The following is a 21,923-nucleotide window of genomic DNA, read 5'->3' as shown; positions in this document are numbered from 1 at the left end:
CAGCTCAAATTGAACCTGTGTCAGCCGATGGCTTCCAGCGGCCGGTTTGCGGCCGCCGACGTTCGCAAGGCGGCGAGACAGCCGAGGATGCCAAGCGGGACGAAGGCAAGGAACAGCCAGCTCGCGACATTGGCCGCGGCGTCGTGGTTCAAGCCTTGCGAAAAGCCGCTGGCATTGGCGACGATGCCGGCAAGGGCCGCCCCCACGGCGTAGCCGATGCGCTGCATGGTCGGCACCGCGGCGGAAGCAATGGTCTGCTCGTCAACCGGGGCGGAGGCGACGATGACGCGGGTCAGGAACGGCCAGGCAATGCCGAAGCCGCCGCCCTGCAACAAGGCGCAAATAAGGATCAGCGGGATGGAGCCCAGGGGTATCGTATAGGCAAAGCCGGCGATGCCCGCCGCGATCATCAGCGCGCCGGTGACAATGATCAGCCGTTCACGCTGCTGCGGCGCGTTGGCGACGAGGATCGACAGGATCGACCAGGCGATCGATTCGGCGGCGATGATGTAGCCGGTGGTCAAAAGCGGAATGTCGTGCAGGCTGGTCAAAAGCAGCGGCCCATAGACGCCGAAGGAGCAGGTCGCGACGGAAAAGGCGGCGACCATGGTCATGCCGGCACCGACCGGCGTGCGCCACGAAAACAGCCGCGCCGGGAACAGCCGCGAGCGCGGCTTCAGCGCGTCGATGGTGAAGAACAGCGCGAGCCCGGCGAGGCCCAGAACGATCAGCAGCGAAGAGCGCAGCAGGGCGATGTCGACGCCGGCCGAGGCGATCAGCACCACGGCGACGGCAAGGCAGGCAAGGGCGGCGAAGGGGAAAGGCGGGGCCTTGCCGGCGCTCGTGCTGGGGTTCTTCGCCTCCGGCGTGTTCAGCACCAGGAAGCTTGCCAGCGCCATGGCGGTGCCGCCGAGGGTGAAGACACCGAAGGCCCAGCGCCACGACAGGAATTCGGTCATGATCGCGCCCAGCAAAGGGCCGCTGAACGCCGCGACACCCCAGATCGCCGACATGATGCCGAAGAGCTGCGGCCAGATGGCCCGCGAAAACAGCCGCTCGACCGAAACGAAGGCCAGCGATACCAGCGCGCCGCCGCCCAGCCCCTCGATCAGCCGGCCGGCGAGGAACAACTGCATGGAAGGCGAGGTGGCGCAGATCAGCGCTCCTGCGGCGTAAAGCAGGGCCGCGACCACCATATTGGTGCGCAGCGCCACATAGCTCACCAGCCGCCCGGCGGCGGCACCGGCGACGATGGCGCCGAGCTCGTAGATCGCCAATGACCAGCCGACGAGCTGCACCCCGGCCAGTTCGCCGACCATGGCCGGCATGACGGTTGCCACCATCGTCTCGTTGGTGGCGTGCAGCAGGATGCCGAGGCTGATGAAGCAGAAGCGCGCCAGGTCGCCGCTCGCCCACAATGCGCGCCAGTCGACCCTGTTTGTGCTGATTTCAGTCATGTCTACCCTTTTGCATATCTCGATGCCAGCGCACGGCACCAGAAGCCAGCAAGGCTTTCCGGCAGGACCATACGCATCAGGGCTGCGCGCCTCATAGACGCGCTGTCCCCGTCTGGGCAGGCTTGTAGGACCTCAACCGCGGTTGAGCTCAAGCGGTTCGTTTCGGTGGACCATCGCAACGGTCGAGATTGGCCGAAGCCTCTCAACTTCGTCATCCCTGGGCGAAGCAGGAGCAAAGCTCCGTCGCGGAGAGCCTGGGATCCATTCCGTGACCTTGGTCGTGGAGTGCCGAGGTGCAGAATTCTGGACTGTGGCGGCGCGCATTCCCCGGCATGGATCCCTTGGTGAGCGAGCACCTTCGTCTTGCGATCAATTCTCGGTGCTGCGCAGCTGGAACTGGCTGACGCCGATGGCGAGATTGATGCCGGTCTGCGTCTGCAGGCTGAGCGGCTGGAGGGTGAAGGCCTGCGAGGAGCCGCCGACCAGGAGATTGGCGCCTGCGCCGACGGCCGCCGTCACCTCGGCGCTGGCGCCGATATAGTCGCCCGCCAGCGCACCCGGCGCGTAGATGTTCTTCAGCGGCGTCAGCACCAGCCAGCCCATTACCGCCTGTTTTGTCGTGCCGATGTCGAGGCCGTATTTGTTGACGGCGCCGAAATAGGCCTCCGGCGCGAAGCTCTTGTCGGTCGGGGTGAAGGTGCAACTCAGATCCTTGGTCGAGCCGAAGATGAAGCCGGTGCCGCCGCCTATGGCGCATTCAAGGGTACCGAGTTCGATGCCTCGGTCCTGCGCCTGCGTCTGTGTCGCGCCGAGCACGAGTGCGATCACGGCAGCGGCGATGGCTGTCTTCGGCATGGCGGTCCCCGCAAAATCAAAACGGCGCGGAACCATCCTATATGGTTCCGCGCCGCAAGGTAGAGAGGAGCGCGTGGCTCCGTTCGATCACTTGAGCGAGTGGATCAGCTGAAGCGAGGTCACGGCCACGGCGAGGTTGACGCCGGTCTGCGCCTGGACGCTGAGTGGCTCCAGCATGAAGGCGCCGTCGAAGCCGCCGACCAGCAGGTTGGCGCCACCGCCGGTGACGACGCTCGCCTCGGCGTTGACGCCATAATAGCTGCCGGCAAGGTCGCCCGCATCGCGGTCACGGGTCGCGGCAAGAACCGCCCAGACAAGCTGGCCCTGATGCGTCTGGCCCAGATCGACACCGATCTTGGAGATGACGCCGGTGTAAATCTCCGACGGGCCGTGGTGGTAGGGACGGAAGACGCAGGACACGCCCTTGTTGGAGGCGACAATGTAGGCGGTGCCGCCGTCGATGGTGCAGTCGAGCGTGCCGAGTTGCAGCTTTCCGGCGCTGGCCGGAGCGGCAGCGAACACGGTCGTTGCAAGGGCAGCGGCGCAGACGAGTTTCTTGATCATGGGAGGGTCCTTTCGCAAATCGCTTGGAATAACGGCTTGAGTGACCAGACCGTTCCGCCGAAAACTTGGCGCGAACAAGGCAAGGATTGACGGCTTAATGCGGGGGTTAACGCGCGGTTGCCGGATCGGCGGCGATCTTCAGCCCTGCGTATCCTTTCGGACACGCAGACGTCCCCACAATGCTTAGCCGGATCTGCTAAGGCCGATATCAGCTGACGCGGGCGAGGCCGTCCTTGGCCGGCTGGTAGCTGGGGTTGAGGCGGACGGCTTCCTTATAGGATTTCGCCGCCTTTGCCTTGTCGCCGCGCCGCTCGTAGATGAGCGCCTGGTTGGCCCAGGCCTCGGCGTTCTGGCCGTCGAGCTTGATGGCCATGTTGAAGTCGGAGAAGGCGTTGTCCTCGTCGCCGGTCGCCAGATAGGAAAGGCCCCGGCCGTTATAGGGCTCGGCCGCATCCGGTGCCAGCGAGATGGCGGTCGAGAAATCCTCGATGGCGAATTTGTGCTGGCCCTGGCTTTGATAGATCAGGCCGCGATTGTGGTAGGCGCGGGCGTCCGTCGTGTCGAGCTGGATCGCCTTCTGGAAGTCGTTGAAGGCGTCCTGGGTGCGGCCCGCTTTGCGGTAGAGATTGCCGCGGCCGATATAGGCGGCGTCATAATTGCCGTTGATCTGGATCGACTTGTTGTAGTCGTCGAGCGCGGCCGCCTGATTGCCGAGGAAGCGCTGGATGAGCGCGCGGTTGGAATAGGCCTGGTAGAAATTCGGATTGAGCTGGATGGCCTGGTTGAAGTCCTTGAGCGCCGCCTGATACTGGCCGCCGCGGCCATAGGCCGAGCCGCGCACATTGTAGCCTTCGGGATCCTGCGGATTGCGCTGGATGACCGCCGACAGCGAGGAGATGTTCTCGCTCGACCCCTGCGCCTTGTCGATGTTGTTGAACTCGCCGGTCGGGCCCGACGTCTGGCAGCCGGCCAGCACCAATCCGGAAAGCAGGGCTGCCGTCAGGGCGAAACCACGCAATGCGGTCCCGCGCTCCACGCTCATTGCGTTCATGTCTGCCCTGTCCTCACTTCAAGCCGCGTCGCTCAGGTCCGGATCCCCCCTCCGGGCCGGGTCACAATCAAAATAAAAAGGTGGCGGCGATTCCGCATCGCGCCACCTTGGTATCCTTCGAAAAGGACGAAATATTGGCGATAATCAGCGCGGCGGACGCGCTGCGCCAGCAGCACCACCGGCAGCTACCGGACGCGGCGTCATCGGCAGCAGGCCTTCGCGCTGGGCGCGCTTGCGGGCCAGCTTGCGAGCGCGGCGCACGGCCTCGGCCTTTTCGCGGGCGCGCTTCTCGGACGGCTTCTCGTAGTGACCGCGCATCTTCATTTCGCGGAAAATGCCTTCGCGCTGCATCTTCTTCTTGAGCGCGCGAAGCGCCTGATCAACGTTATTGTCGCGGACGAGTACCTGCACGGGCAATCCTGTCTTTCGGGTTTGATATCAACAGGCAAGTAGCCATAGCCACTAGCCTCCGCGGCGGTCGACACCACGAATTGTGGCGGCTGATAGCAGAATCAGGCCGCGCTGTCCACAGTCGAAATGCAGGACGACAGCCAAATTGCCACGGTCGCCCCGAGATAGGGCTCCAACTACGCCGTGGCCAGGTGCAGCCGCTCGAAATCCTCGAAGAATTCGCCGTAGTCACAAGTGATCTCTTCGCCGGCGGCGATGTCGCGTGTCGCTGTCGCGCCACCATATTGCGAAAAATCTGTGTTCGGCGTCGCCGAATGGTTCATGAAGCGGCCATTGTCGACCTCATAGACCATGAAGCCCGGCCGATCCGGGCTCGGATAGGCATAGCGGTCGAGCAATTCCTTCAGAGGCTGGGGTGCGGCCTCGTATTTGTCCATCGGGATCAGCCGGTCGAAATCCGGATCAAGCCGCCAGATCGAGGCGCCCTTCCGGATCGGCTCGGCGGCGAACATGCCGACGCCCTCGATTGCGCTGGCGGCCACATAGGTTCGGATCAGCATCATGGTTTCGGGACCCGTTTCGACAGGAAACGGAATCGCCAAATCGCGCGGAAAAAGCAAGACCGGCTGCCTGCGTCAAAGCGGCGAACCGGCCTGTTCGCCGCAAAAAACCTTCACGTCCGGTTGATCGAGACCCCGCCGTCGGCAAACAGCGCGGTTCCCGTGGTGAAGCTCGAAGCATCGGAGGCGAGGTAAAGCGCCGAGCGGGCAATCTCTTCCGGCTGCGCCATGCGTTTCAACGCATGGATGCCTTCGACGAAAGCGCGGGCTTCGGGCGTCGTTGTCGTCGCGCCCGGTGTGTCGGTGCCGCCCGGCAGCAATGCGTTGACGCGCAGGCCTTTCGGGCCGTATTCGGCGGCCAGAACCTGTGTCAGGCCGATCAGGCCGGCCTTGGCGGCGGCGTAGGCGGCCATGCCCGGCATGCCTGCGGTGTAGCCGACAAAGCTCGAGGTGAAGATCAGCGAGCCGCCGCCGCGCTCCAGCATGGCCGGTATCTGATACTTCGCGCCGAGAAAGGCGCTGGTCAGATTGATGTCCATCGTCTCGTGCCATGCCGCCGGCATCATGTCGGGCAGGGGCGCCATCAAGCCGACGGCGCCGGCATTGTTGAAGGCGATGTCGAGGCCGCCGAAGCTTTCGACTGCCAGATCGACAAGCGCCTTCGCATAGGCTTCGTCCCTGACGTCGCCGGCAAGCGCGATGGCCGTGCCGTCCGCGCCCGATATTTCGGCGACAAGCGTATCGAGCTCGGCCTGACGACGGGCAGCGACGACAAGCTTTGCACCTTCGTCGGCGAAGAGTTTTGCCGTGGCGCGGCCGATGCCGGAACTGGCGCCGGTGACGATGGCGATCTTGTTGGCGAGTGCGAGCATTTTGGGCATCCTGTTTTTCGCGCCGGTCTCGCCGGCAATCGGGATGCTTGGTCGCAGATGGGGCAGGTCGGAGCCACCCGATACCTGCGAAGGAGCGCCGTCCTGAGCTATTGCTTCAGCAGCCAGCCCAGCCGGTCGAGCGAAAATGCGTAGCTGATGGCGATGAGCAGGGCGACGACGATGCCCGTGGTCGTGTGACCCGCGCGATAGAATCCGGCAGCACCGCCGAACAGTATGACGAGTTCGAGCGCCAGCCGCACCGTGCCTGGCACCGGCACCGGTGCGCGGCCCGACCGGCTTGGGTCGTTGAGCACCGCGAAAGTACCCCACAGCACGGCCGCAACGAGCGGCAAGGCGAAAGCGAGGACCCAGCGCCACCATCCCTGGGAAAGGTGCCAGCCGGCAATGCCGAGGCCGAGCAGGGCGGCAAGCTCCAGCAGGAAGCGCAATGTCAGATTCCACCAGGCATTGCCCATTTTCGTCCTCCAGAATCGCGCGACGGACAATGTGGCTGAATGCATCCACGGCAGCCAGCCCGCACGGGTCTTTTTCGTCGTGGCGCAAAACGGCAAGCGCCGTCGCAAACAGCGCAAGGGTGGAAGCGCTGTTTCGCTAGTGATACACCTCGCGCGCCGGGCCGAACAAAAGCCCGGCTGCAATCCGCGAGATCTGTTGGCGCGAGGCTGGGACGTTGAAAAAATATTCGGTATTCGCCATCGCCCGCGAGGCCATGCGTGGCCACAAGGGCTGGGAGGAACAATGGTCCTCGCCTGAGCCCAAGAAGGAATACGACGTCATCATCGTCGGCGCCGGCGGCCATGGGTTGGCCACCGCCTACTATCTTGCCACGGTGCATGGCATCACCAATGTCGCGGTGCTGGAAAAGGGCTGGCTGGGTGGCGGCAACACCGGCCGCAACACCACCATCATCCGCTCCAATTACCTCTATGACGAGAGCGCCGGCATTTACGACCATGCGCTGAAGCTGTGGGACGGGCTCTCCCAGGAGCTCAACTACAACGTCATGTATTCGGCGCGCGGCGTCATGATGCTGGCGCACAATGTGCACGACATCCAGGTGCTGAAACGCCATGTCCACGCCAACCGGCTGAACGGCATCGACAATGAATGGCTGTCGCCGGAGCAGGCGAAGGAATTCTGCCCGCCGCTCAACATCTCCAGGGATGCGCGCTATCCGGTCGTCGGTGCCGCGCTGCAGCGGCGCGGCGGCACGGCGCGCCATGACGCGGTCGCCTGGGGCTATGCACGCGGCGCTTCGGCGCGCGGCGTCCACATCATCCAGAATTGCGAGGTCACCGGCGTCAAGCGCGCCGCCAACGGCGCGGTCATGGGCGTCGACACGACGCGCGGCTTCATCGGTGCCAAGAAGGTCGGCGTGGTTGCCGCCGGCCATTCCTCGGTCATCATGAACATGGCCGGCGTGCGCATGCCGCTGGAAAGCTATCCGCTGCAGGCGCTGGTGTCGGAGCCGGTCAAGCCGGTCGTGCCTTGCGTGGTGATGTCGAACACGGTGCACGCCTATATCTCGCAGTCCGACAAGGGCGAGCTGGTGATCGGCGCCGGCACCGACCAGTATGTCTCCTATTCGCAGACCGGCGGCCTGCACATATTGCAGCATACGCTGGACGCCATCTGCGAGATGTTCCCGATCTTCACGCGCATGAAGATGCTGCGCTCCTGGGGCGGCATCGTCGACGTGACGCCCGACCGCTCACCGATCCTGGCCAAGACGCCGGTGCCGGGACTCTACGTCAATTGCGGCTGGGGCACGGGCGGCTTCAAGGCGACGCCTGGTTCGGGCCACGTCTTTGCCCACACCATCGCCAGGGACGATCCGCATCCGATCAACGCGCCCTTCACCATCGAGCGCTTCCGCACCGGCCGCCTCATCGACGAGGCGGCGGCGGCGGCGGTGGCGCACTGATGATGATGGCCGAGATGGCTGTCGCCATGCCGCTGATGCTGGCGGGGGAACAAGGCATGTTCCATTTGCCCTCGGCGGACGAAGTCCGCACGCAACCGATCAGCCGCGCCGGAAACGAGGCCAACTGGCCGTTTTCCGTTGACGACGGCATATTGGCTTGCGTGTGGAGCGGCGGCCAGAAGGTGGTGATGTTCGTGGAGAACAGACCTTCCGATCTGGGCGAGGACGATCCATTCGACCCACGCCGCGTGATCGTCACGACCGATCCGATGCAACTCACCATCGGCAACATGGCGTATCGCGACCTGTTTCGTCCGGCCGCAAGTGTCGAGGAGCGTATCCGGCTCGTCGCGCCGTTTGCGGCTATAGGCCAGAAGCTTTGCGACCAACCCCCCGGCGCCCGCGTCGGCCACGGCGAATTGTAGGAACAAACAGAATGCTTCTCATCCGCTGCCCCCATTGCGAGGAAGAGCGCCCGGAACTCGAATTCCGCAACGCCGGCGAGGCGCATATTGCGCGCTCGGCCAACATGGCGGGCGAGAGCGACGACGATTTCGAGAAGTTCTTCTTCATCCGCTCGAACCCCAAGGGCATCATCTATGAGCGCTGGCGGCACATGCATGGCTGTGCGCGCTTCTTCAACGCTGTGCGCGACACCGTCACCGACAAGTTCGTCATGACCTACAAGGCCGGCGAACCCAAACCCGCCAAGCTCCCGGGAGTTGCCAAATGAGCGGCGCGTTCCGCATTCCGAGAGCCGGTCGCCTCAGCCAGGCCAAGACCGCGCGGTTCAGCTTCGACGGCCAGTCCTATACCGGCATCGAGGGCGACACGCTGGCCTCCGCACTGCTTGCCAATGGCGTGCATCTGGTCGGCCGCTCGTTCAAGTACCACCGGCCGCGCGGCTTCCTGTCGGCCGGCGCGGAAGAACCCAATGCGCTGGTGCAGATCGTGCGTGACGACGCGCGCAAGACGCCGAATGTGCGCGCCACCGTGCAGGAGCTCTATGACGGGCTCGCCGCCAATTCGCAGAACCGCTGGCCGTCGCTGTCCTTCGACGTCGGCGCGGTCAACGACCTGGCATCACCGCTGTTTTCGGCCGGCTTCTACTACAAGACCTTCATGTGGCCGAAGGCGGCCTGGAAAAGCCTTTACGAGCCGAAGATCCGCGAAGCGGCCGGCCTTGGCGTCTCGCCCGACAAGCCCGATCCCGACCATTATTCGTCGCGCTACGCGCATTGCGACGTGCTGGTGCTGGGCGGTGGTGCGGCCGGCCTCGCGGCGGCCTTAGCGGCAGCGGAAACCGGCGTGCGCGTCATCCTCGCCGACGAGCAGGCCGAATTCGGCGGCAGCCTGCGTTTCGAGACAGGGGCGAAAATCGACGGCCAAGACGGTTTCGTCTGGGCGCAAGCGGCGATCGCTAAGCTCACAGCCATGGATAATGTCCGTGTGCTCTCGCGCACCACGGCCTTCGGCTATTACGCGCAGAATCTCGTCGGGCTGGTCGAGCGCGTCAGCGACCATTTGAAGGCTCCCGGCCACGAGTTGCCGCGCGAGCGGCTTTGGCAAGTACGCGCCAAGCGCGTGGTGCTGGCGTCTGGCGCCATCGAGCGCCACATGGTGTTCGCCAACAACGACCGGCCGGGCATCATGCTGGCGGGCGCGGCGCGTACCTTCCTCAACCACTATGGCGTGGCGGTCGGCAGGAATGTCGGCGTCTACACCGCCAATGATTCAGCCTATGCGGCGGCGATCGACCTGAAGAAGGCCGGCGTCAACATCGCGGCGATCGTCGATCTGCGCGACAACCCGACGGGACCGGTGATCGACGAGGCGCGGGCGCTCGGCATCGAGATCAATTTCGGCCGCGCGGTGATCCGTGCCGGCGGCAAATTGCGCGTGTCCTCGATGACCGTGCAGCCGAAGAATGGCGGCGGCGAGCGCACCATTTCCGTCGATGCGATCCTGATGTCGGCCGGCTGGACACCGTCGGTGCATCTGTTCTCACAGTCACGCGGCAAGGTCGCCTTCAACGACGAGACCAAGCGTTTCGTGCCGGGCACCTATGCACAGGATTGCGTTTCGGTCGGCGCCTGCAACGGCACCGACGGCTTGTCGGCCACGGTGGACGAAGCCTATGCGGCTGGCGCCATGGCAGCCAAGGATTCCGGCGCGAAGACCGCCAAGGGCACAAAGCCTAAGGTCGACGCCTCCGAAAGCTGGTCGCGCGGTATGCTGGGCGCGGCGCCTGGCGCCGGGCCGGACACGACGGTGAAGGCCTTCGTCGATTTCCAGAACGACGTTACCGCCAAGGACATCCGCCAGGCGGTGCATGAAGGCATGCGCTCGATCGAGCACGTCAAGCGCTTCACCACCAACGGCATGGCGACCGACCAGGGCAAGACCTCCAACATGCACGGCCTGGCGATCGCGGCGGAGACGCTCGGAAAGCCGATCCCGGAAGTCGGCCTGACCACGTTCCGCGCGCCCTACACGCCGGTCACCTTCGGGGCGATCGTCAGCCATGCGCGCGGCCCGCTGTTCGACCCGACGCGCAAGACGGCGATCCATCCGTGGGCGGAGGCCCAAGGTGCCGTGTTCGAGGATGTTGGCCAGTGGAAGCGCGCCTGGTATTTCCCCAGGGCCGGCGAAGACATGCACGCGGCGGTCGACCGCGAATGCGTCGCGGTGCGCAAGACCGCCGGCCTGTTCGATGCCTCGACGCTCGGCAAGATCGAGGTGGTCGGGCCGGATGCGGCCAAGTTCATGGAGCTGCTCTACACCAATCCGTGGGAGAAGCTGGAGCCCGGCCGTTGCCGCTATGGCATCATGCTGCGTGAGGACGGCTTCATCTATGATGACGGCGTCGTCGGCCGTCTGGCGCCGGACCGTTTCCATGTAACGACGACGACCGGCGGCGCGCCGCGTGTCATGAACCATATGGAAGACTATCTCCAGACGGAGTTTCCGCATCTCAATGTCTGGCTGACCTCGATCACCGAACAGTGGGCGGTCATCGCGGTGCAGGGGCCGAAATCGCGCGACATCATCGCACCGCTTGTCGAAGGCATCGACATGTCGGAGGAGGCGCTGCCGCACATGTCGGTGCGCGAAGGCAAGATCTGCGGCGTGCCGACAAGGCTGTTCCGCATGTCGTTCACCGGTGAGCGCGGCTTCGAGGTCAACGTGCCGGCCGATTACGGCCAGGCCGTCTGGGAAGCACTGTGGGCCGAAGGCCAGAAGCATGGCGCCACCGCCTACGGCACTGAAACCATGCACGTGCTGCGCGCCGAAAAGGGCTACATCATCGTCGGCCAGGACACGGACGGCACGGTGACGCCGAACGATGCCGGTCTCGACTGGGCGGTCGGCAAGAAGAAGACCGATTTCGTCGGCATCCGCGGCATGGCACGGCCGGACCTGGTCGCCAAGGGCCGCAAGCAATTGGTCGGTCTCAAGACCAAGGACCCGAAGGTGGTGCTGGAGGAAGGCGCGCAGATCGTCGAGGATCCGAAGCAGGCAATCCCGATGAAGATGATCGGCCACGTGACGTCCAGCTACTGGTCGCAGAATTGCAGCCGTTCGATCGCGCTGGCGCTGGTTGCCGGCGGCCGCGACCGGATGGGCGACACCCTCTATGTGCCAATGCCGAACGGGGTGATCGAAGTGGAGGTTACCGGCATGGTGTTCTTCGACGAGACGGGAGGCCGCCTCAATGGCTAAGGCTGCTGCAAAGAAGACGGCTGCGGCCGCATCGCCTTCAGTCGACCGCCGTCCGGCATTGGCTGGACGCACTACGACGGCGACCGGCGTAAAGGTTGAAGTGCTGCCGCCAGCCGAGCGCATTTCGCTGCGCGCGCCGGAGGCTTCGGTCGCGGCGCTGTCGAAGGCGCTTGGCCTGACCTTGCCGAAGAAGCCGAAGACTTCCGCGTCGAAGGGCGGGCGCACCGCTCTGTGGCTCGGCCCCGACGAGTGGCTCGTCATCGACGAGGGCGGAAACGATCCACTCGCCGATTGTGCGACGGTCGCCGCGCTTCATTCGGCGGTCGGCATTTCACACCGTAACATCGCGATCTCCGTCACCGGTCCGGCGGCCGAAGCCGCGATCAATTCGGGCTGCCCGCAGGACCTGTCGCTCGACGCCTTCCCGGCGGGCGCGGCTTCGCGCACCATCCTCGGCAAGGCCGAGATCGTGCTGTTGCGCACGTCGAACGACGCCTTCCGGGTCGAGTGCTGGCGTTCGTTCTCGGACTATGTCTTTACTTTCCTGTCCGAGGGAGCCCGCGACGCGGCTGGCTGACCCGGAACGTTTTGCCGCCCGCGTTCGTTGTGCGGCAACAGGTCGAGGGAGAAGTGTCGATGCCGTCGAAGTCCGTGCCGAGGTTGCCACTCAAGAAGACGTCGGCCGTCCGCTCGCTTGAGCACGAGCAGCACGAAGCGTCGAGCGCGGAAGAGGAGCTCGAGGAGGGCCTCGAGGACACGTTCCCGGCCAGCGATCCGGTGTCCATCACCAGTTCGGCGATCCCCGGCGCGCCCGCCAAGCCGGGCAAGGCCAAGACCGTTCCTGGTCGAAAATCCCGCAAGCCCTGATTTTCCGCAATTTTGGCCGAAGGCATCTTTCCAAGGTATCGCCAGTTGGGATATTCAAAGCGCTTTGGAGGAGGAAAAATGCCGATAAAAGCTGTTGTCTGGGGCGAGAACGTCCATGAACAGACCAATGCCGCCGTCCGCGACCTCTATCCCTTGACCATGCATGGCACGATCGCCGCGGCACTCAACCAGGACAAGGGCATCGAGGCGACGACCGCCACCTTGCAGGAACCCGAGCACGGGCTGAGCGAGAAGCGCCTGGCCGCCACCGACGTGCTTTTGTGGTGGGGCCATGCCGCGCATGGCGAGGTCAAGGACGAGATCGTCGAGCGCGTGCAGAAGCGGATCTGGGAAGGCATGGGGCTGATCGTGCTGCATTCCGGCCATTACTCGAAGATATTCAAGCGGCTGATGGGCACGCCCTGTTCGCTGAAATGGCGCGAGGCGGGTGAGCGCGAGCGGGTCTGGGCGATCAACCGCGGCCACCCGATCGCGCAAGGCATCGGCGAATGCCTGGAGATCGGCGAGACGGAAATGTATGGCGAGCCCTTCGCCGTGCCGGAGCCGCTGGAGACGGTGTTCGTCTCCTGGTACGAGGGCGGCGAGGTGTTCCGTTCCGGGCTGACCTACCAGCGTGGCGCGGGCCGCGTCTTCTATTTCTCGCCCGGCCACGAGACCTATCCGATCTATCACAATGAGGGCGTGCAGCAGGTGCTGCGCAATGCCGTGCACTGGGCGCACAATCCGGCGCCCGCATGGTCCGGCATCACCAATGCGCCGAACGTGCCGACGGACAAGGCCAAGGAGAAGATCGTGCAGAAGGGCCTGCGCCTGCATGCCGATGGCGACAAGGGTTTGAGTTGATGGGGGACCTGATCTGATGCATCGCCTGCTCTTGCTCGGCACCGGCTGGATCGCCGGACATCATGTCGAAGAGTTCGCAAAGGTTCCTGGCTGCAGCATTGTCGCCTGTGTCGATCAGCTGCCTGGCCGCGCGGCGGCGTTTGCCGCTGCCAACGAGATCGGCGCTTCTTTCGAGAGCCTTGAAGCGGCGATCGCCTGGGGCGATTTCGACGCCGCCATCAACGCCACTCCGGACGGTGTGCACAAGGCGACGACGCTGGCGCTGCTTGCCGCGGGAAAACATGTCTTTTGCGAAAAGCCGCTCGCGCCGAACCATGCCGATGCGCTTGCCATGACCGAAGCGGCCGAGGCCGCCGGCCTCGTCAACATGGTCAATCTCACCTACCGCAATTCACCCGCGATCCAGGAAGCACGGCGTCTGGTGTTGGCGGGCGCGATCGGCGAATTGCGCCATGTCGAGGCGAGCTACAAGCAGAGCTGGCTGGTCAGCAAATCCTGGGGCGACTGGCGCCTTGAGGACAAATGGCTGTGGCGGCTGTCGACCCGGCACGGGTCGACCGGGGTTCTGGGCGATGTCGGCATCCACATCCTGGACTTCGCCACCTATGGCGCGGCCCAGGATATTGTCAGCCTGCACGCCGATCTGGTGACGTTTCCGAAGGCCGAGGGCAACCGGATCGGCGACTATGTGCTGGACGCCAATGACAGCGTGGCGATGACAGCACGGCTGGCATCCGGCGCACTGGCGACGATCATGGCGAGCCGCTACACGACCGGCCATGGCAATGACCTGTCGCTGGCGCTGCATGGCACCAAGGGAGCGCTCAAGGTCGAGACCGATGGCAAGGCAGCGCGGCTGTCGGCGTGCCTGGGAGAGGACGTCGATGTTCAGCTCTGGCGCGAGCTGGCCCTGCCGAATGTCAAGCGCAACGCCCGGCGGTTTGTCGACGCGCTGGATGCCGGGCAGAATGGTGCCCCGTCCTTCCGGCGCGCCGCCGACATGCAGAAGCTGATCGACGCCGCCTTTGAGAGTTCGGCGAGCAGGCTGCCGATCTCGGTCGGCTGACATCCGGCCATCGCAGCGGTTGGCAGCCTTGGCTCAAAGCGATCAGCCAGGATTGCCGTCGCGCCAGGCGGTCTGCCCCATCAACCGGTTCATGGTCGACAGATACTCGTCTTCCGAGGTCGACCAACGCAACCTCGCCATTTCCTCGGTGTCCGGACCGGCGAGATAGCGCAGGCGGTTTGATGGATCGGTCGCCGCCGCATGGATTGTCGCAACGACCTGTTCTTCATCCGCATCCGGGAGCGGGTAGTTCATCATCGACCGCATCATGTGGTCGAAGTAGGGCTTGTATTCTGCCGGCACGGAAACGGCCTGTGACGCCTCCATGGTGTTGGCGGTGAAACTGGTGGTGCGCATGGCGCCGGGTTCGACCAGCTTGACCAGGATGTTCTGCGATTCAAGTTCGTAGGACAGCGATTCCGACAGGCCTTCGACGGCATGCTTGGTCGCGGTGTACAGCGCCAGCAGTGGTACGGCCGCCAGCCCGACGCCGGAGGTGATGTTGACGATCGTGCCGCCGCCATGATCACGCAGATGCGGGATGACGGCCTGCATGACATTCATCACCCCGAAAACATTGGTCTCGAAAATGCCGCGGATCGTCTCCTTCGCGGTCGCCTCGAAGATCGAAACGACGCTGATGCCGGCATTGTTGACGACGGTGTCGATATGCCCAAATCGCGCGATCCCGGCGGCAATGGCGCTCTCTATGCTGGCTGGGTTGGTGACGTCGAGAGGCAAGACAAGCATTTGCTCGGGATAGCCGGCGGCGAGGCTCTGGTCCGGCTTGCGCATCGTGGCGATGACGTTCCAGCCTTGGGCCGCGAAGTGCCTCGCCGTGGTCTTGCCCAGTCCGGAGGAACAGCCGGTGATGAGGACGGTCTTGGTCATTCACATAACTCCTTGAGGTTATGCGGGTGATCTAGGTAAAACTTTTGGGCTGATCTATAATGGAAAATGCCAGTTAAATTACGGATCGTCTCATTTGGACCCCTTGACTGATATCATCGCCCTGTTGCGCCCAAGGACGCTGCTGCTTGGCAATCTCGCAGCAACCGGTGAGTGGGGCATCCGCTCGCCATACCAGACCGACCCCACCTTCTATCTGGTGACCGAAGGTGAATGCTGGTTCGAGCCAGACTATGCCGAGGCGGTGCGGCTGTGCGCGGGGGATTACCTCCTGGCCGCGCAGCCGTCTTCGGTGTGCTTCGTCAGCCGCCCCGGCGCCAAGCTCGTCCTGTCCGACACCGCGTTCAAGCAACGCAATACGGTCAACAATGAGCTCAGGGTCGGCACACTAGCGGAAGGCCCGACGACGCGCATCGTTGGCGGCCTGATCCTGTGCGACCCGGCCAATGCCGATCTGCTGTTCGGTCTGCTGCCACGCTTCACCCATATACGGGCGGCGGAGGAAGTCGGGGAAAGGCTGGGAAACCTGATGCGCATCATCGTCGATGAGACAAACGCTGCACGGCCGGCCAGGGACATGGTGCTGTCGAGGCTGATCGAGGTGATGCTGATCGAAACGCTGCGGCGGGATGGCGCTCGGCGCGCGTTACAGCCTCAGGGACTGCTTGGCGGCCTTGCGGATCCGAAGCTGGCGAGGGCGCTCGCCCACATCCATGCGGATGTCGGCAGAGCGTGGACGGTCGCCGAACTCGCCAGAAGTGCCGGTATGTCACGCTCGCGCTTTGCGCGGCGGTTCACCGATATCGTCGGGGCGGCACCGGTCGAATATCTGCTGGCGTGGCGCATGGCGCTGGCCAAGGATGCCTTGCTGCATAGCCACAAACCGCTCAGCCAGATCGCCGCCGATGTTGGCTATCAATCGGCTAGTGCCTTCAGCACCGCCTTCAGCGGCAAGGTTGGCTGCGCACCAACTCAATATCAGGCGCAGAACCTGGGGTAGCTATCTCGTCCATGCCCGGGGAAACCCCGGGCGGGTATGCGGTCGACCTTAGAACGCGCTTGGCAGGATCCAGGGATTGATGCTGATGCCAAGGCGCGGGCCCTTGCCTTCGGCGGTATTTTCCGCGGTGCCCTTCTTCTCGACCGAGCCGGTCGAGGCGCAATCCAGCTTCACATTGGTCTTGGTGTCGACGCAGGTCGCGGCCGGCAGGTGCTTGACCGGCTGGGTGGTGCCGGCGGCGAAGGCCGAACCGGAAAGTGCCACCACGGCGGCGAGGGCGAGGAGTGTCTTTTTCATCGTCAGTCTCCGTTTTCGACGGGTGAATTTCTTCCGTACATGTACGGTGCTACGTACAAATACGACTGCCGATCGCGAAGTTCAAGTCAAGATCGTACGCGTACGATAAATTTTTTGTTAACCAAGAATTTGCCCTCGGTTTGGTCCGAAAGGGTGGCTGGAAACGAAGGAGATGTCGTTCAGCAGTTGACCAGTGTATCGGTCAATGGCGGTACGTTCTGGGTGCTCAGTGCGGCCAGTTGGAAATCGCACATGCGTTTCACGAATGCCTGCGGGTCGCCGAAGGGGTAGAAGGGAAAGGTGATCAGCAGCGAGATCGTGCCGTGGCCGACCGCCCACAACATGGTGGCGATGGCGCGCGGATCGCCTTGCAATTTTCCGGCGGCGACGCAGGCTTCGACCCGCGTGATCAGCACCTTCATCGCCGGGTTGGCCTCGTGCATTTCTTGAAAACTCCGACCTTCCGGCGGCCTGGTCTTTTCGGTCATGAAAACGGTGCGGTATTCATTGGGATTGCCGAGGCCGAAGGCGGCATATTCGGTCATCACGGCCTGCAAGGCCTCGACCGGATCGTCGGACGGATGCTCCTCGATACGGCGGGCAAGCGTTTCGAAAGCGTCCTCGGCCAACGCGAACAGAATGTCCTGCTTGTCGGCGAAATAGGAATAGACCGACATCGGCGCGTAGCCGACCCGCTTGGCCAGTTTGCGGATGGTCAGGCCCTCATAGCCTTCTTCCTGAACGAGCTTGTGCGCGGCCGCGACCAGCTCGGAACGCAGTTCGGCCTTCTGTTTCTCGCGGCGTTTCTGCACGCTCAGCGGCAAATCCGGTGCCTTTCGGTCGTGTCTGGGGTTCGTTGTATCTGGCTAAATTATATACGCTGTACGGAAACGGACAAGGGCACGGGAAGTTCCCAAACGGCATGGCTCAGATGGCGCCGACGCCGCCGTCTATGGCCAGCGCATGGCCGGTCATGAAGGAGTTGGCCGGGTCGGCGGCGAACAGGATGGCGGCGGTGATTTCATCGACTTCCGCCACGCGTTTCATCGGCACGCCGCGTGTCAGTTCGGCCAGCGCCTCTACCTCCGGCATACCGGAGGCGCGCACGAAACTGTCCACCATTGCCGTCCTGGTGTGGGCCGGGCAGATGGCGTTGATGCGCACACCCTTGGTCGCATATTCGGCGGCCGCCGATTTGGTCAGCCCGACGACGCCATGCTTGGCGGCGGCATAGACTGAGAGTTTCGGCGCGCCGACCAGTCCGGCAACCGAGGCGATGTTGACGATGGCGCCGCCCCTGGCTGTCGCCTTGAACTGCCGCTCCATCTGCGGGATCTGGTGCTTCATGGCATAGAAGACGCCAAGCAGGTCGATCTCAAGCACACGGCGGGCCTCGTCCGACGGAACCTGCGGCAGGCGCACGAAACTCTGGACGATGCCGGCATTGTTGACGGCGACATCCAGCCTGCCGAATCTTTCGACCGCCAGCCGGACCAGATCCTCGGACAGTTTTTCGTCGGCCACGTTACCGGCCAGGATCGCCGTCTCTGTGGGCAAGGTTGCGGCGAGATCTGCGAGCGCCTTCTCGTCGATGTCCGATAACACCAGCCGCGCGCCCTCGGTGGCAAAGCCTTTCGCGGCACCCTGGCCGAGGCCGCCGGCGGCACCTGTGATCAGCACCGTTGCTCCGTCAAAGCGGCCCATAATTGCTCCCCGTCATGTCTGCTTGTCGATCAGTCTGGCGGCGAGATGCGACAGCAGCTTCACCGCCTCGCCATAGGTCCTGGCCTTTTCGGGATTGGAGGCATTGCCGTCCAGCGCGCGCTTGTAGACACCCTGGCAGATCGCCGCCAACCGGAAGAAGGAGAAGGCGAGGAAGAAGGTCCAGTTGCCGATGCCGCTGAGCCGGCGCCGCCGGCAATAGGCAGCGACGTAGTCTTGTTCGGAAGGCAGGCCGTGCGCGGCGCGGTCGATGCCGCCGAGGCCGCGAAAGCCGGAAGCATGCGGCAGGCGCCATTGCATGCATTGATAGGCGATATCGGCAAAGGGGTGGCCAAGCGTCGACAACTCCCAGTCGAGCACCGCGATGACCCTTGGCCGGTCCGGCGCGAAGATCAGATTGTCCAGCCGGTAGTCGCCATGCACCAGCGATATCAGGCCGTCATCCGCGGGCCGGTGCGTTTCCAACCAGGCGATCAGTCGGTCCATGTCGGCAATGATGCCGGTTTCGGAGGCGCGGTACTGGCTGGTCCAGCGTGCCAGCTGCCGTTCGAAATAATTGCCCTGCCGGCCGAAATCGGAAAGACCCACCGCGTCAACGTCGACATCGTGCAGGGCCGCGAGCGTGCCGTTCATGGCGTCGTAGATGGCGGCGCGTTCATCGTTGTCACGTGCCTCGGGCAATGCCGGATCCCAGAAGATGTGGCCGTCGAGGAAATCCATGACATAGAACATGCGGCCGATCGGCGAGTCCTCGGCTGACAGATGCAGCATTTCGGGCACCGGCACGGCGGTGCCGGCAAGCGCCTTCATCACGCGGAATTCGCGGTCGACCTGATGCGCCGACTTCAGTAACTGCCCCGGCGGCTTGGCGCGCAGCACATAGCGGCCGCTGGCCGCCGTGATGAGATAGGTCGGGTTGGACTGGCCGGATTTGAATTTTTCGATTGAAGCAAGCACGGAAAAGCCGGGGATTTCCGCCTCGAGGTAAGGCGCAAGCGCTGCCTGGTCGAGCGCGTTGGGGTCGTTCATGCGGTCTCGGGCTGGCGTTCGATCAGCGTCAGCGTCAGCCAGCGGGCGGTCAGAGCCGGTTTCTTCGAGCCCTCGATCTCGATCGTCACGTCGTGCGCCGTCTGCACCCAGCCCGAGGGTCTCACCTTGACATCGGCCAGCACGAAGCGGGTGCGGATGCGCGCGCCGGTCTTCACCGGCGCCAGGAAGCGCAGCGAATCGAAGCCGTGATTGACGCCCATCTTGCCGTTTTCCAGCGGCGGCATGGTCTCGAAGGTCATTGCCGACAGCAGCGACAGCGACAGGAAACCATGCGCGATGGTGCCGCCGAAGGGCGTCTCTCGCTTGGCCCGCTCGGGATCGCAATGGATGAACTGGTGATCGTCGGTGGCGTCGGCGAACTGGTCGATCATCCGCTGCGTCACCACTCGCCACGGCGAAACGCCAACCTCCTTGCCGACACTGGCCAGAAGCACATCGAGACTGATCGGTTCCACGCTCATGTCCTCCAGTTCACCTCCGGCTTCTATGGCCGGAAAATGTCATTCCTTGAACAAGGTCAATCCATGCTGCACCGACTGCCCGCCGTCGATCGGCAGGATGGCGCCGGTGACATAGCTGCCTGCACGGCTGCACAAATAGAGCGTTGCGCCGGCAATGTCATCCGGTGCGCCGATACGGCCGATCGGAACATGGCCGCCGACATGTCTGGCCTGCTCATCGGTACCGGTGGCAAAGGCCGTCATGCGGCTTTGGAAAGGGCCGGGGGCAAAGGCGTTGACGGTGATGCGGCGGGCGGCGAATTCGAGTGCGAGCGTACGCGTCAGATGATGCACCGCGGCCTTGGACGCCGTGTAGGAATAAGCGTCGTCGGCCAATGGCTGCGTCCCCAGCACCGAACCCAGGTTGATCACCCGGGCCGGATCGGCGTCGCTGGCGGCGGCTTCGAGCAGAGGCAGCAATTCGCGGGTCAGGTGGAAGACGGCGGTGACATTGACGCCGAACACCTTGGCCCATGCCGAATAGGGAAAACTCTCCAGCGGCGCGCCCCAGGAAACGCCGGCATTGTTGATCAGGATATCGAGTTTGGCGGTCCGCGCCTTGACCTCGGCGACGAGTGCGGCGATGCCGGCCTCGCTGGAGACGTCGCCGGCGAAGCCCTCGGCCCGGCCGGGGGCGCCGAGCCCGTTCAACGCATTGGCAACCTGGATGCAATCCTCGCCCTTGCGCGAAGCGATCATGACGCTGGCGCCGGCCTTGACCAGCGCTGTCGCCGCCATGCGGCCGATACCGGTCGCCGCGCCCGTCACCAGCGCGGTCTTGCCGGCCACCGAAAACAGCTCGTCGAGATAGGCCATTCCAGTCCTCCACGCTTTGCCCTGGGCAAAGAGTTCGCGTTGACAAGGCTATCCGAAGTACGGTCATCCTTGCCACGGGTAAATTGCCGGGCCTCTATGAAGGGTTAGCGACCGATGACGGAGATGAATCTCGGCATGACCGAGCGGCTGAAGCCGATCCACGCGCGCGTCGCGGCCATGGTGCGCGACGAGATCATGCCGCTCGACAAGGAATTCTTGGGCGAGGTGGGCAAGGCGGGCGACCGCTGGGTCTACAGCCCACGCCAGAGCGAAATCCTCGAAGGATTGAAGAAGACCGCCAGGGAGCGCGGTCTGTGGAATTTCTGGCTGACAGGCTCGGAACGAGGCTACGGCCTGTCCACCGTCGAATACGCTTATCTGGCGGAGGAGATGGGCAAGGCGCATCTCGGCGCCGAAACCTTCAATTGCTCGGCGCCGGACACCGGCAATATGGAGGTGCTGGAGCGCTACGGCTCGGCCGACCACAAGAAGGTGTGGCTCGAGCCGCTTTTGGATGGAAAAATCCGCTCGGCCTATCTGATGACCGAGCCTGATGTCGCCTCGTCCGACGCCACCAACATTTCGATGCGCTGCGAGAGGCAGGGCGAAGATTATGTGCTCAACGGCGAGAAATGGTGGGCCTCGGGCGCCGGCGACCCGCGCTGCGCTATCTACATCGTCATGGTGCGGACCGGCGGCGACGACGAGCCGCAGCACCGCCGCCATTCGATGATCCTGGTGCCTTCCGACACAAAGGGCGTGAGCAAGCTCCGCGCCATGCAGGTCTATGGCGACGACGACGCGCCGCATGGCCATATGCACCTGCGCTTCGACAATGTCAGGGTACCGGCAGCGAACCTGATCCTTGGCGAGGGCAGGGGGTTCGAGATCGCGCAAGGGCGGCTCGGTCCCGGCCGCATCCATCACTGCATGCGTGCCATAGGCCAGGCCGAGATGGCGCTGGAGATGCTGTGCCAGCGCTCCGTGCGCCGCGAGGCCTTCGGCCAGAAGCTGGCGAAACTCGGCGCTAATTTCGACATCATTGCCGAATGCCGCATGGAGATCGAGATGGCCCGGCTGCTCTGCCTCAAGGCGGCTTGGATGATCGACCAGGGCGATGCGCGCGCCGCTGCGCCCTGGATCAGCCAAATCAAGGTCATCGCGCCGCGCGTCGCGCTGAGGATCACAGACGAGGCGGTACAGATGTTCGGCGCGCAAGGCATCAGCCAGGACACGCCGCTGGCGCGGTCGTGGACGCATCTGAGGACATTGCGCCTTGCCGACGGCCCTGACGCCGTGCATCGCCGGCAGGTGGCGCGGACGGAGCTGAAAAAGTACACGCAGGAGAAGCTCTGAGCAGCAGCCGCTAGACCATGAGTGTTCTGTCAACAACC

The 21,923-nt window shown here is 64.0% G+C and carries 25 protein-coding genes; 10 read left to right on the top strand and 15 right to left on the bottom strand.

The window, feature by feature from the left end:
* Positions 1 to 20: 20 nt before the first annotated feature.
* The 8 genes from ACLGL5_RS34850 to ACLGL5_RS34815 all read right to left on the bottom strand — a co-directional run bounded on the left by ACLGL5_RS34850 (position 21) and on the right by ACLGL5_RS34815 (position 6,246).
* A complete protein-coding gene (locus tag ACLGL5_RS34850; RefSeq protein WP_069093111.1) occupies positions 21 to 1,457 on the bottom strand; it encodes an MFS transporter in 1,437 nt (478 codons plus the stop codon).
* A 369-nt stretch (positions 1,458 to 1,826) separates the two neighbouring features.
* Positions 1,827 to 2,312, bottom strand: a complete 486-nt coding sequence (locus ACLGL5_RS34845) for a DUF992 domain-containing protein (RefSeq protein ID WP_032920750.1) — start codon at positions 2,310 to 2,312, stop codon at positions 1,827 to 1,829.
* Between the two features lie 87 nt (positions 2,313 to 2,399).
* Positions 2,400 to 2,876, bottom strand: coding sequence for a DUF992 domain-containing protein (locus tag ACLGL5_RS34840; RefSeq protein WP_019861134.1), 477 nt, complete (start codon positions 2,874 to 2,876; stop codon positions 2,400 to 2,402).
* 208 nt (positions 2,877 to 3,084) lie between these two features.
* Complete coding sequence (locus ACLGL5_RS34835; RefSeq protein WP_019861133.1) at positions 3,085 to 3,927, bottom strand: tetratricopeptide repeat protein; 843 nt, start codon at positions 3,925 to 3,927, stop codon at positions 3,085 to 3,087.
* A 144-nt stretch (positions 3,928 to 4,071) separates the two neighbouring features.
* A complete protein-coding gene (gene rpsU, locus ACLGL5_RS34830) occupies positions 4,072 to 4,338 on the bottom strand; it encodes a 30S ribosomal protein S21 (protein ID WP_010911429.1) in 267 nt (88 codons plus the stop codon).
* A 176-nt stretch (positions 4,339 to 4,514) separates the two neighbouring features.
* A complete protein-coding gene (locus ACLGL5_RS34825; protein ID WP_064981678.1) occupies positions 4,515 to 4,901 on the bottom strand; it encodes an SET domain-containing protein in 387 nt (128 codons plus the stop codon).
* A 110-nt stretch (positions 4,902 to 5,011) separates the two neighbouring features.
* Entirely contained in the window at positions 5,012 to 5,770 is a 759-nt protein-coding gene (locus ACLGL5_RS34820) for an SDR family oxidoreductase (RefSeq protein ID WP_069093529.1), read from the bottom strand.
* A gap of 107 nt (positions 5,771 to 5,877) precedes the next feature.
* Positions 5,878 to 6,246 carry a YrdB family protein gene (locus ACLGL5_RS34815; protein ID WP_069093110.1) on the bottom strand — a complete coding sequence of 123 codons (369 nt, stop codon included), beginning with the start codon at positions 6,244 to 6,246 and terminating at the stop codon, positions 5,878 to 5,880.
* Positions 6,247 to 6,461: 215 nt separating this feature from the next.
* Here ACLGL5_RS34815 and ACLGL5_RS34810 point away from each other — a divergent pair, with 215 nt between their 5' ends.
* From ACLGL5_RS34810 to ACLGL5_RS34775, 8 genes are all read left to right on the top strand, one after another.
* Entirely contained in the window at positions 6,462 to 7,715 is a 1,254-nt protein-coding gene (locus ACLGL5_RS34810) for a sarcosine oxidase subunit beta (protein ID WP_032931625.1), read from the top strand.
* A gap of 2 nt (positions 7,716 to 7,717) precedes the next feature.
* Positions 7,718 to 8,140, top strand: coding sequence for a hypothetical protein (locus ACLGL5_RS34805; RefSeq protein ID WP_038653338.1), 423 nt, complete (start codon positions 7,718 to 7,720; stop codon positions 8,138 to 8,140).
* Positions 8,141 to 8,151: 11 nt separating this feature from the next.
* The gene (locus ACLGL5_RS34800; protein ID WP_038649529.1) at positions 8,152 to 8,448 is read left to right on the top strand and encodes a sarcosine oxidase subunit delta; all 297 of its coding nucleotides are present in this window, start codon (positions 8,152 to 8,154) and stop codon (positions 8,446 to 8,448) included.
* On the top strand, positions 8,445 to 11,438 hold the full coding sequence (locus ACLGL5_RS34795) for a sarcosine oxidase subunit alpha (RefSeq protein WP_069093109.1): 2,994 nt from the start codon (positions 8,445 to 8,447) through the stop codon (positions 11,436 to 11,438). Before ACLGL5_RS34800 ends, ACLGL5_RS34795 begins: the two co-directional genes overlap by 4 nt.
* Positions 11,431 to 12,015, top strand: a complete 585-nt coding sequence (locus ACLGL5_RS34790) for a sarcosine oxidase subunit gamma (RefSeq protein ID WP_019861125.1) — start codon at positions 11,431 to 11,433, stop codon at positions 12,013 to 12,015. The genes ACLGL5_RS34795 and ACLGL5_RS34790 overlap by 8 nt, the downstream gene beginning before the upstream one ends.
* Before the next feature lie 59 nt (positions 12,016 to 12,074).
* The gene (locus ACLGL5_RS34785) at positions 12,075 to 12,305 is read left to right on the top strand and encodes a hypothetical protein (RefSeq protein WP_027047386.1); all 231 of its coding nucleotides are present in this window, start codon (positions 12,075 to 12,077) and stop codon (positions 12,303 to 12,305) included.
* Positions 12,306 to 12,383: 78 nt separating this feature from the next.
* Complete coding sequence (locus ACLGL5_RS34780) at positions 12,384 to 13,169, top strand: ThuA domain-containing protein (RefSeq protein ID WP_069093108.1); 786 nt, start codon at positions 12,384 to 12,386, stop codon at positions 13,167 to 13,169.
* A gap of 16 nt (positions 13,170 to 13,185) precedes the next feature.
* Positions 13,186 to 14,235, top strand: coding sequence for a Gfo/Idh/MocA family protein (locus ACLGL5_RS34775; RefSeq protein WP_069093107.1), 1,050 nt, complete (start codon positions 13,186 to 13,188; stop codon positions 14,233 to 14,235).
* A gap of 42 nt (positions 14,236 to 14,277) precedes the next feature.
* On the opposite strand, the gene ACLGL5_RS34770 is transcribed toward ACLGL5_RS34775, so the two are convergent.
* Entirely contained in the window at positions 14,278 to 15,126 is an 849-nt protein-coding gene (locus ACLGL5_RS34770; RefSeq protein ID WP_069093106.1) for an SDR family oxidoreductase, read from the bottom strand.
* A gap of 103 nt (positions 15,127 to 15,229) precedes the next feature.
* On the opposite strand from ACLGL5_RS34770, the gene ACLGL5_RS34765 reads away from it, so the two are divergent.
* Positions 15,230 to 16,144, top strand: a complete 915-nt coding sequence (locus ACLGL5_RS34765; RefSeq protein WP_083247001.1) for an AraC family transcriptional regulator — start codon at positions 15,230 to 15,232, stop codon at positions 16,142 to 16,144.
* A gap of 48 nt (positions 16,145 to 16,192) precedes the next feature.
* Here ACLGL5_RS34765 and ACLGL5_RS34760 read toward each other — a convergent pair whose 3' ends face one another.
* The 6 genes from ACLGL5_RS34760 to ACLGL5_RS34735 all read right to left on the bottom strand — a co-directional run bounded on the left by ACLGL5_RS34760 (position 16,193) and on the right by ACLGL5_RS34735 (position 20,529).
* Entirely contained in the window at positions 16,193 to 16,441 is a 249-nt protein-coding gene (locus ACLGL5_RS34760) for a DUF680 domain-containing protein (protein WP_019861117.1), read from the bottom strand.
* Between the two features lie 179 nt (positions 16,442 to 16,620).
* A complete protein-coding gene (locus ACLGL5_RS34755; protein ID WP_019861116.1) occupies positions 16,621 to 17,265 on the bottom strand; it encodes a TetR/AcrR family transcriptional regulator in 645 nt (214 codons plus the stop codon).
* 103 nt (positions 17,266 to 17,368) lie between these two features.
* Positions 17,369 to 18,145, bottom strand: a complete 777-nt coding sequence (locus ACLGL5_RS34750) for an SDR family NAD(P)-dependent oxidoreductase (protein ID WP_069093104.1) — start codon at positions 18,143 to 18,145, stop codon at positions 17,369 to 17,371.
* Positions 18,146 to 18,157: 12 nt separating this feature from the next.
* Entirely contained in the window at positions 18,158 to 19,192 is a 1,035-nt protein-coding gene (locus tag ACLGL5_RS34745) for a phosphotransferase (protein WP_069093103.1), read from the bottom strand.
* Positions 19,189 to 19,674, bottom strand: coding sequence for a MaoC family dehydratase (locus tag ACLGL5_RS34740; protein WP_019861112.1), 486 nt, complete (start codon positions 19,672 to 19,674; stop codon positions 19,189 to 19,191). Before ACLGL5_RS34740 ends, ACLGL5_RS34745 begins: the two co-directional genes overlap by 4 nt.
* A 39-nt stretch (positions 19,675 to 19,713) precedes the next feature.
* Positions 19,714 to 20,529 carry an SDR family oxidoreductase gene (locus ACLGL5_RS34735; protein WP_069093102.1) on the bottom strand — a complete coding sequence of 272 codons (816 nt, stop codon included), beginning with the start codon at positions 20,527 to 20,529 and terminating at the stop codon, positions 19,714 to 19,716.
* A 114-nt stretch (positions 20,530 to 20,643) separates the two neighbouring features.
* Here ACLGL5_RS34735 and ACLGL5_RS34730 point away from each other — a divergent pair, with 114 nt between their 5' ends.
* On the top strand, positions 20,644 to 21,885 hold the full coding sequence (locus tag ACLGL5_RS34730) for an acyl-CoA dehydrogenase family protein (protein ID WP_069093101.1): 1,242 nt from the start codon (positions 20,644 to 20,646) through the stop codon (positions 21,883 to 21,885).
* Positions 21,886 to 21,923 lie beyond the last annotated feature (38 nt).

This window comes from Mesorhizobium sp. U510 (genome assembly GCF_059180695.1).
This window is presented reverse-complemented; position numbering and strand designations above follow the sequence as displayed.

What these genes read in the sequence shown, in the direction of transcription:
- ACLGL5_RS34850 (WP_069093111.1), bottom strand. Translation starts at nt 1,457, where the DNA reads ATGACTGAAATCAGCACAAACAGGGTCGACTGGCGCGCATTGTGGGCG.
- ACLGL5_RS34845 (WP_032920750.1), bottom strand. Translation starts at nt 2,312, where the DNA reads ATGCCGAAGACAGCCATCGCCGCTGCCGTGATCGCACTCGTGCTCGGC.
- ACLGL5_RS34840 (WP_019861134.1), bottom strand. Translation starts at nt 2,876, where the DNA reads ATGATCAAGAAACTCGTCTGCGCCGCTGCCCTTGCAACGACCGTGTTC.
- ACLGL5_RS34835 (WP_019861133.1), bottom strand. Translation starts at nt 3,927, where the DNA reads ATGAACGCAATGAGCGTGGAGCGCGGGACCGCATTGCGTGGTTTCGCC.
- ACLGL5_RS34825 (WP_064981678.1), bottom strand. Translation starts at nt 4,901, where the DNA reads ATGATGCTGATCCGAACCTATGTGGCCGCCAGCGCAATCGAGGGCGTC.
- ACLGL5_RS34820 (WP_069093529.1), bottom strand. Translation starts at nt 5,770, where the DNA reads ATGCTCGCACTCGCCAACAAGATCGCCATCGTCACCGGCGCCAGTTCC.
- ACLGL5_RS34815 (WP_069093110.1), bottom strand. Translation starts at nt 6,246, where the DNA reads ATGGGCAATGCCTGGTGGAATCTGACATTGCGCTTCCTGCTGGAGCTT.
- ACLGL5_RS34805 (WP_038653338.1), top strand. Translation starts at nt 7,718, where the DNA reads ATGATGGCCGAGATGGCTGTCGCCATGCCGCTGATGCTGGCGGGGGAA.
- ACLGL5_RS34800 (WP_038649529.1), top strand. Translation starts at nt 8,152, where the DNA reads ATGCTTCTCATCCGCTGCCCCCATTGCGAGGAAGAGCGCCCGGAACTC.
- ACLGL5_RS34795 (WP_069093109.1), top strand. Translation starts at nt 8,445, where the DNA reads ATGAGCGGCGCGTTCCGCATTCCGAGAGCCGGTCGCCTCAGCCAGGCC.
- ACLGL5_RS34790 (WP_019861125.1), top strand. Translation starts at nt 11,431, where the DNA reads ATGGCTAAGGCTGCTGCAAAGAAGACGGCTGCGGCCGCATCGCCTTCA.
- ACLGL5_RS34785 (WP_027047386.1), top strand. Translation starts at nt 12,075, where the DNA reads ATGCCGTCGAAGTCCGTGCCGAGGTTGCCACTCAAGAAGACGTCGGCC.
- ACLGL5_RS34780 (WP_069093108.1), top strand. Translation starts at nt 12,384, where the DNA reads ATGCCGATAAAAGCTGTTGTCTGGGGCGAGAACGTCCATGAACAGACC.
- ACLGL5_RS34775 (WP_069093107.1), top strand. Translation starts at nt 13,186, where the DNA reads ATGCATCGCCTGCTCTTGCTCGGCACCGGCTGGATCGCCGGACATCAT.
- ACLGL5_RS34770 (WP_069093106.1), bottom strand. Translation starts at nt 15,126, where the DNA reads ATGACCAAGACCGTCCTCATCACCGGCTGTTCCTCCGGACTGGGCAAG.
- ACLGL5_RS34760 (WP_019861117.1), bottom strand. Translation starts at nt 16,441, where the DNA reads ATGAAAAAGACACTCCTCGCCCTCGCCGCCGTGGTGGCACTTTCCGGT.
- ACLGL5_RS34750 (WP_069093104.1), bottom strand. Translation starts at nt 18,145, where the DNA reads ATGGGCCGCTTTGACGGAGCAACGGTGCTGATCACAGGTGCCGCCGGC.
- ACLGL5_RS34745 (WP_069093103.1), bottom strand. Translation starts at nt 19,192, where the DNA reads ATGAACGACCCCAACGCGCTCGACCAGGCAGCGCTTGCGCCTTACCTC.
- ACLGL5_RS34740 (WP_019861112.1), bottom strand. Translation starts at nt 19,674, where the DNA reads ATGAGCGTGGAACCGATCAGTCTCGATGTGCTTCTGGCCAGTGTCGGC.
- ACLGL5_RS34735 (WP_069093102.1), bottom strand. Translation starts at nt 20,529, where the DNA reads ATGGCCTATCTCGACGAGCTGTTTTCGGTGGCCGGCAAGACCGCGCTG.
- ACLGL5_RS34730 (WP_069093101.1), top strand. Translation starts at nt 20,644, where the DNA reads ATGACGGAGATGAATCTCGGCATGACCGAGCGGCTGAAGCCGATCCAC.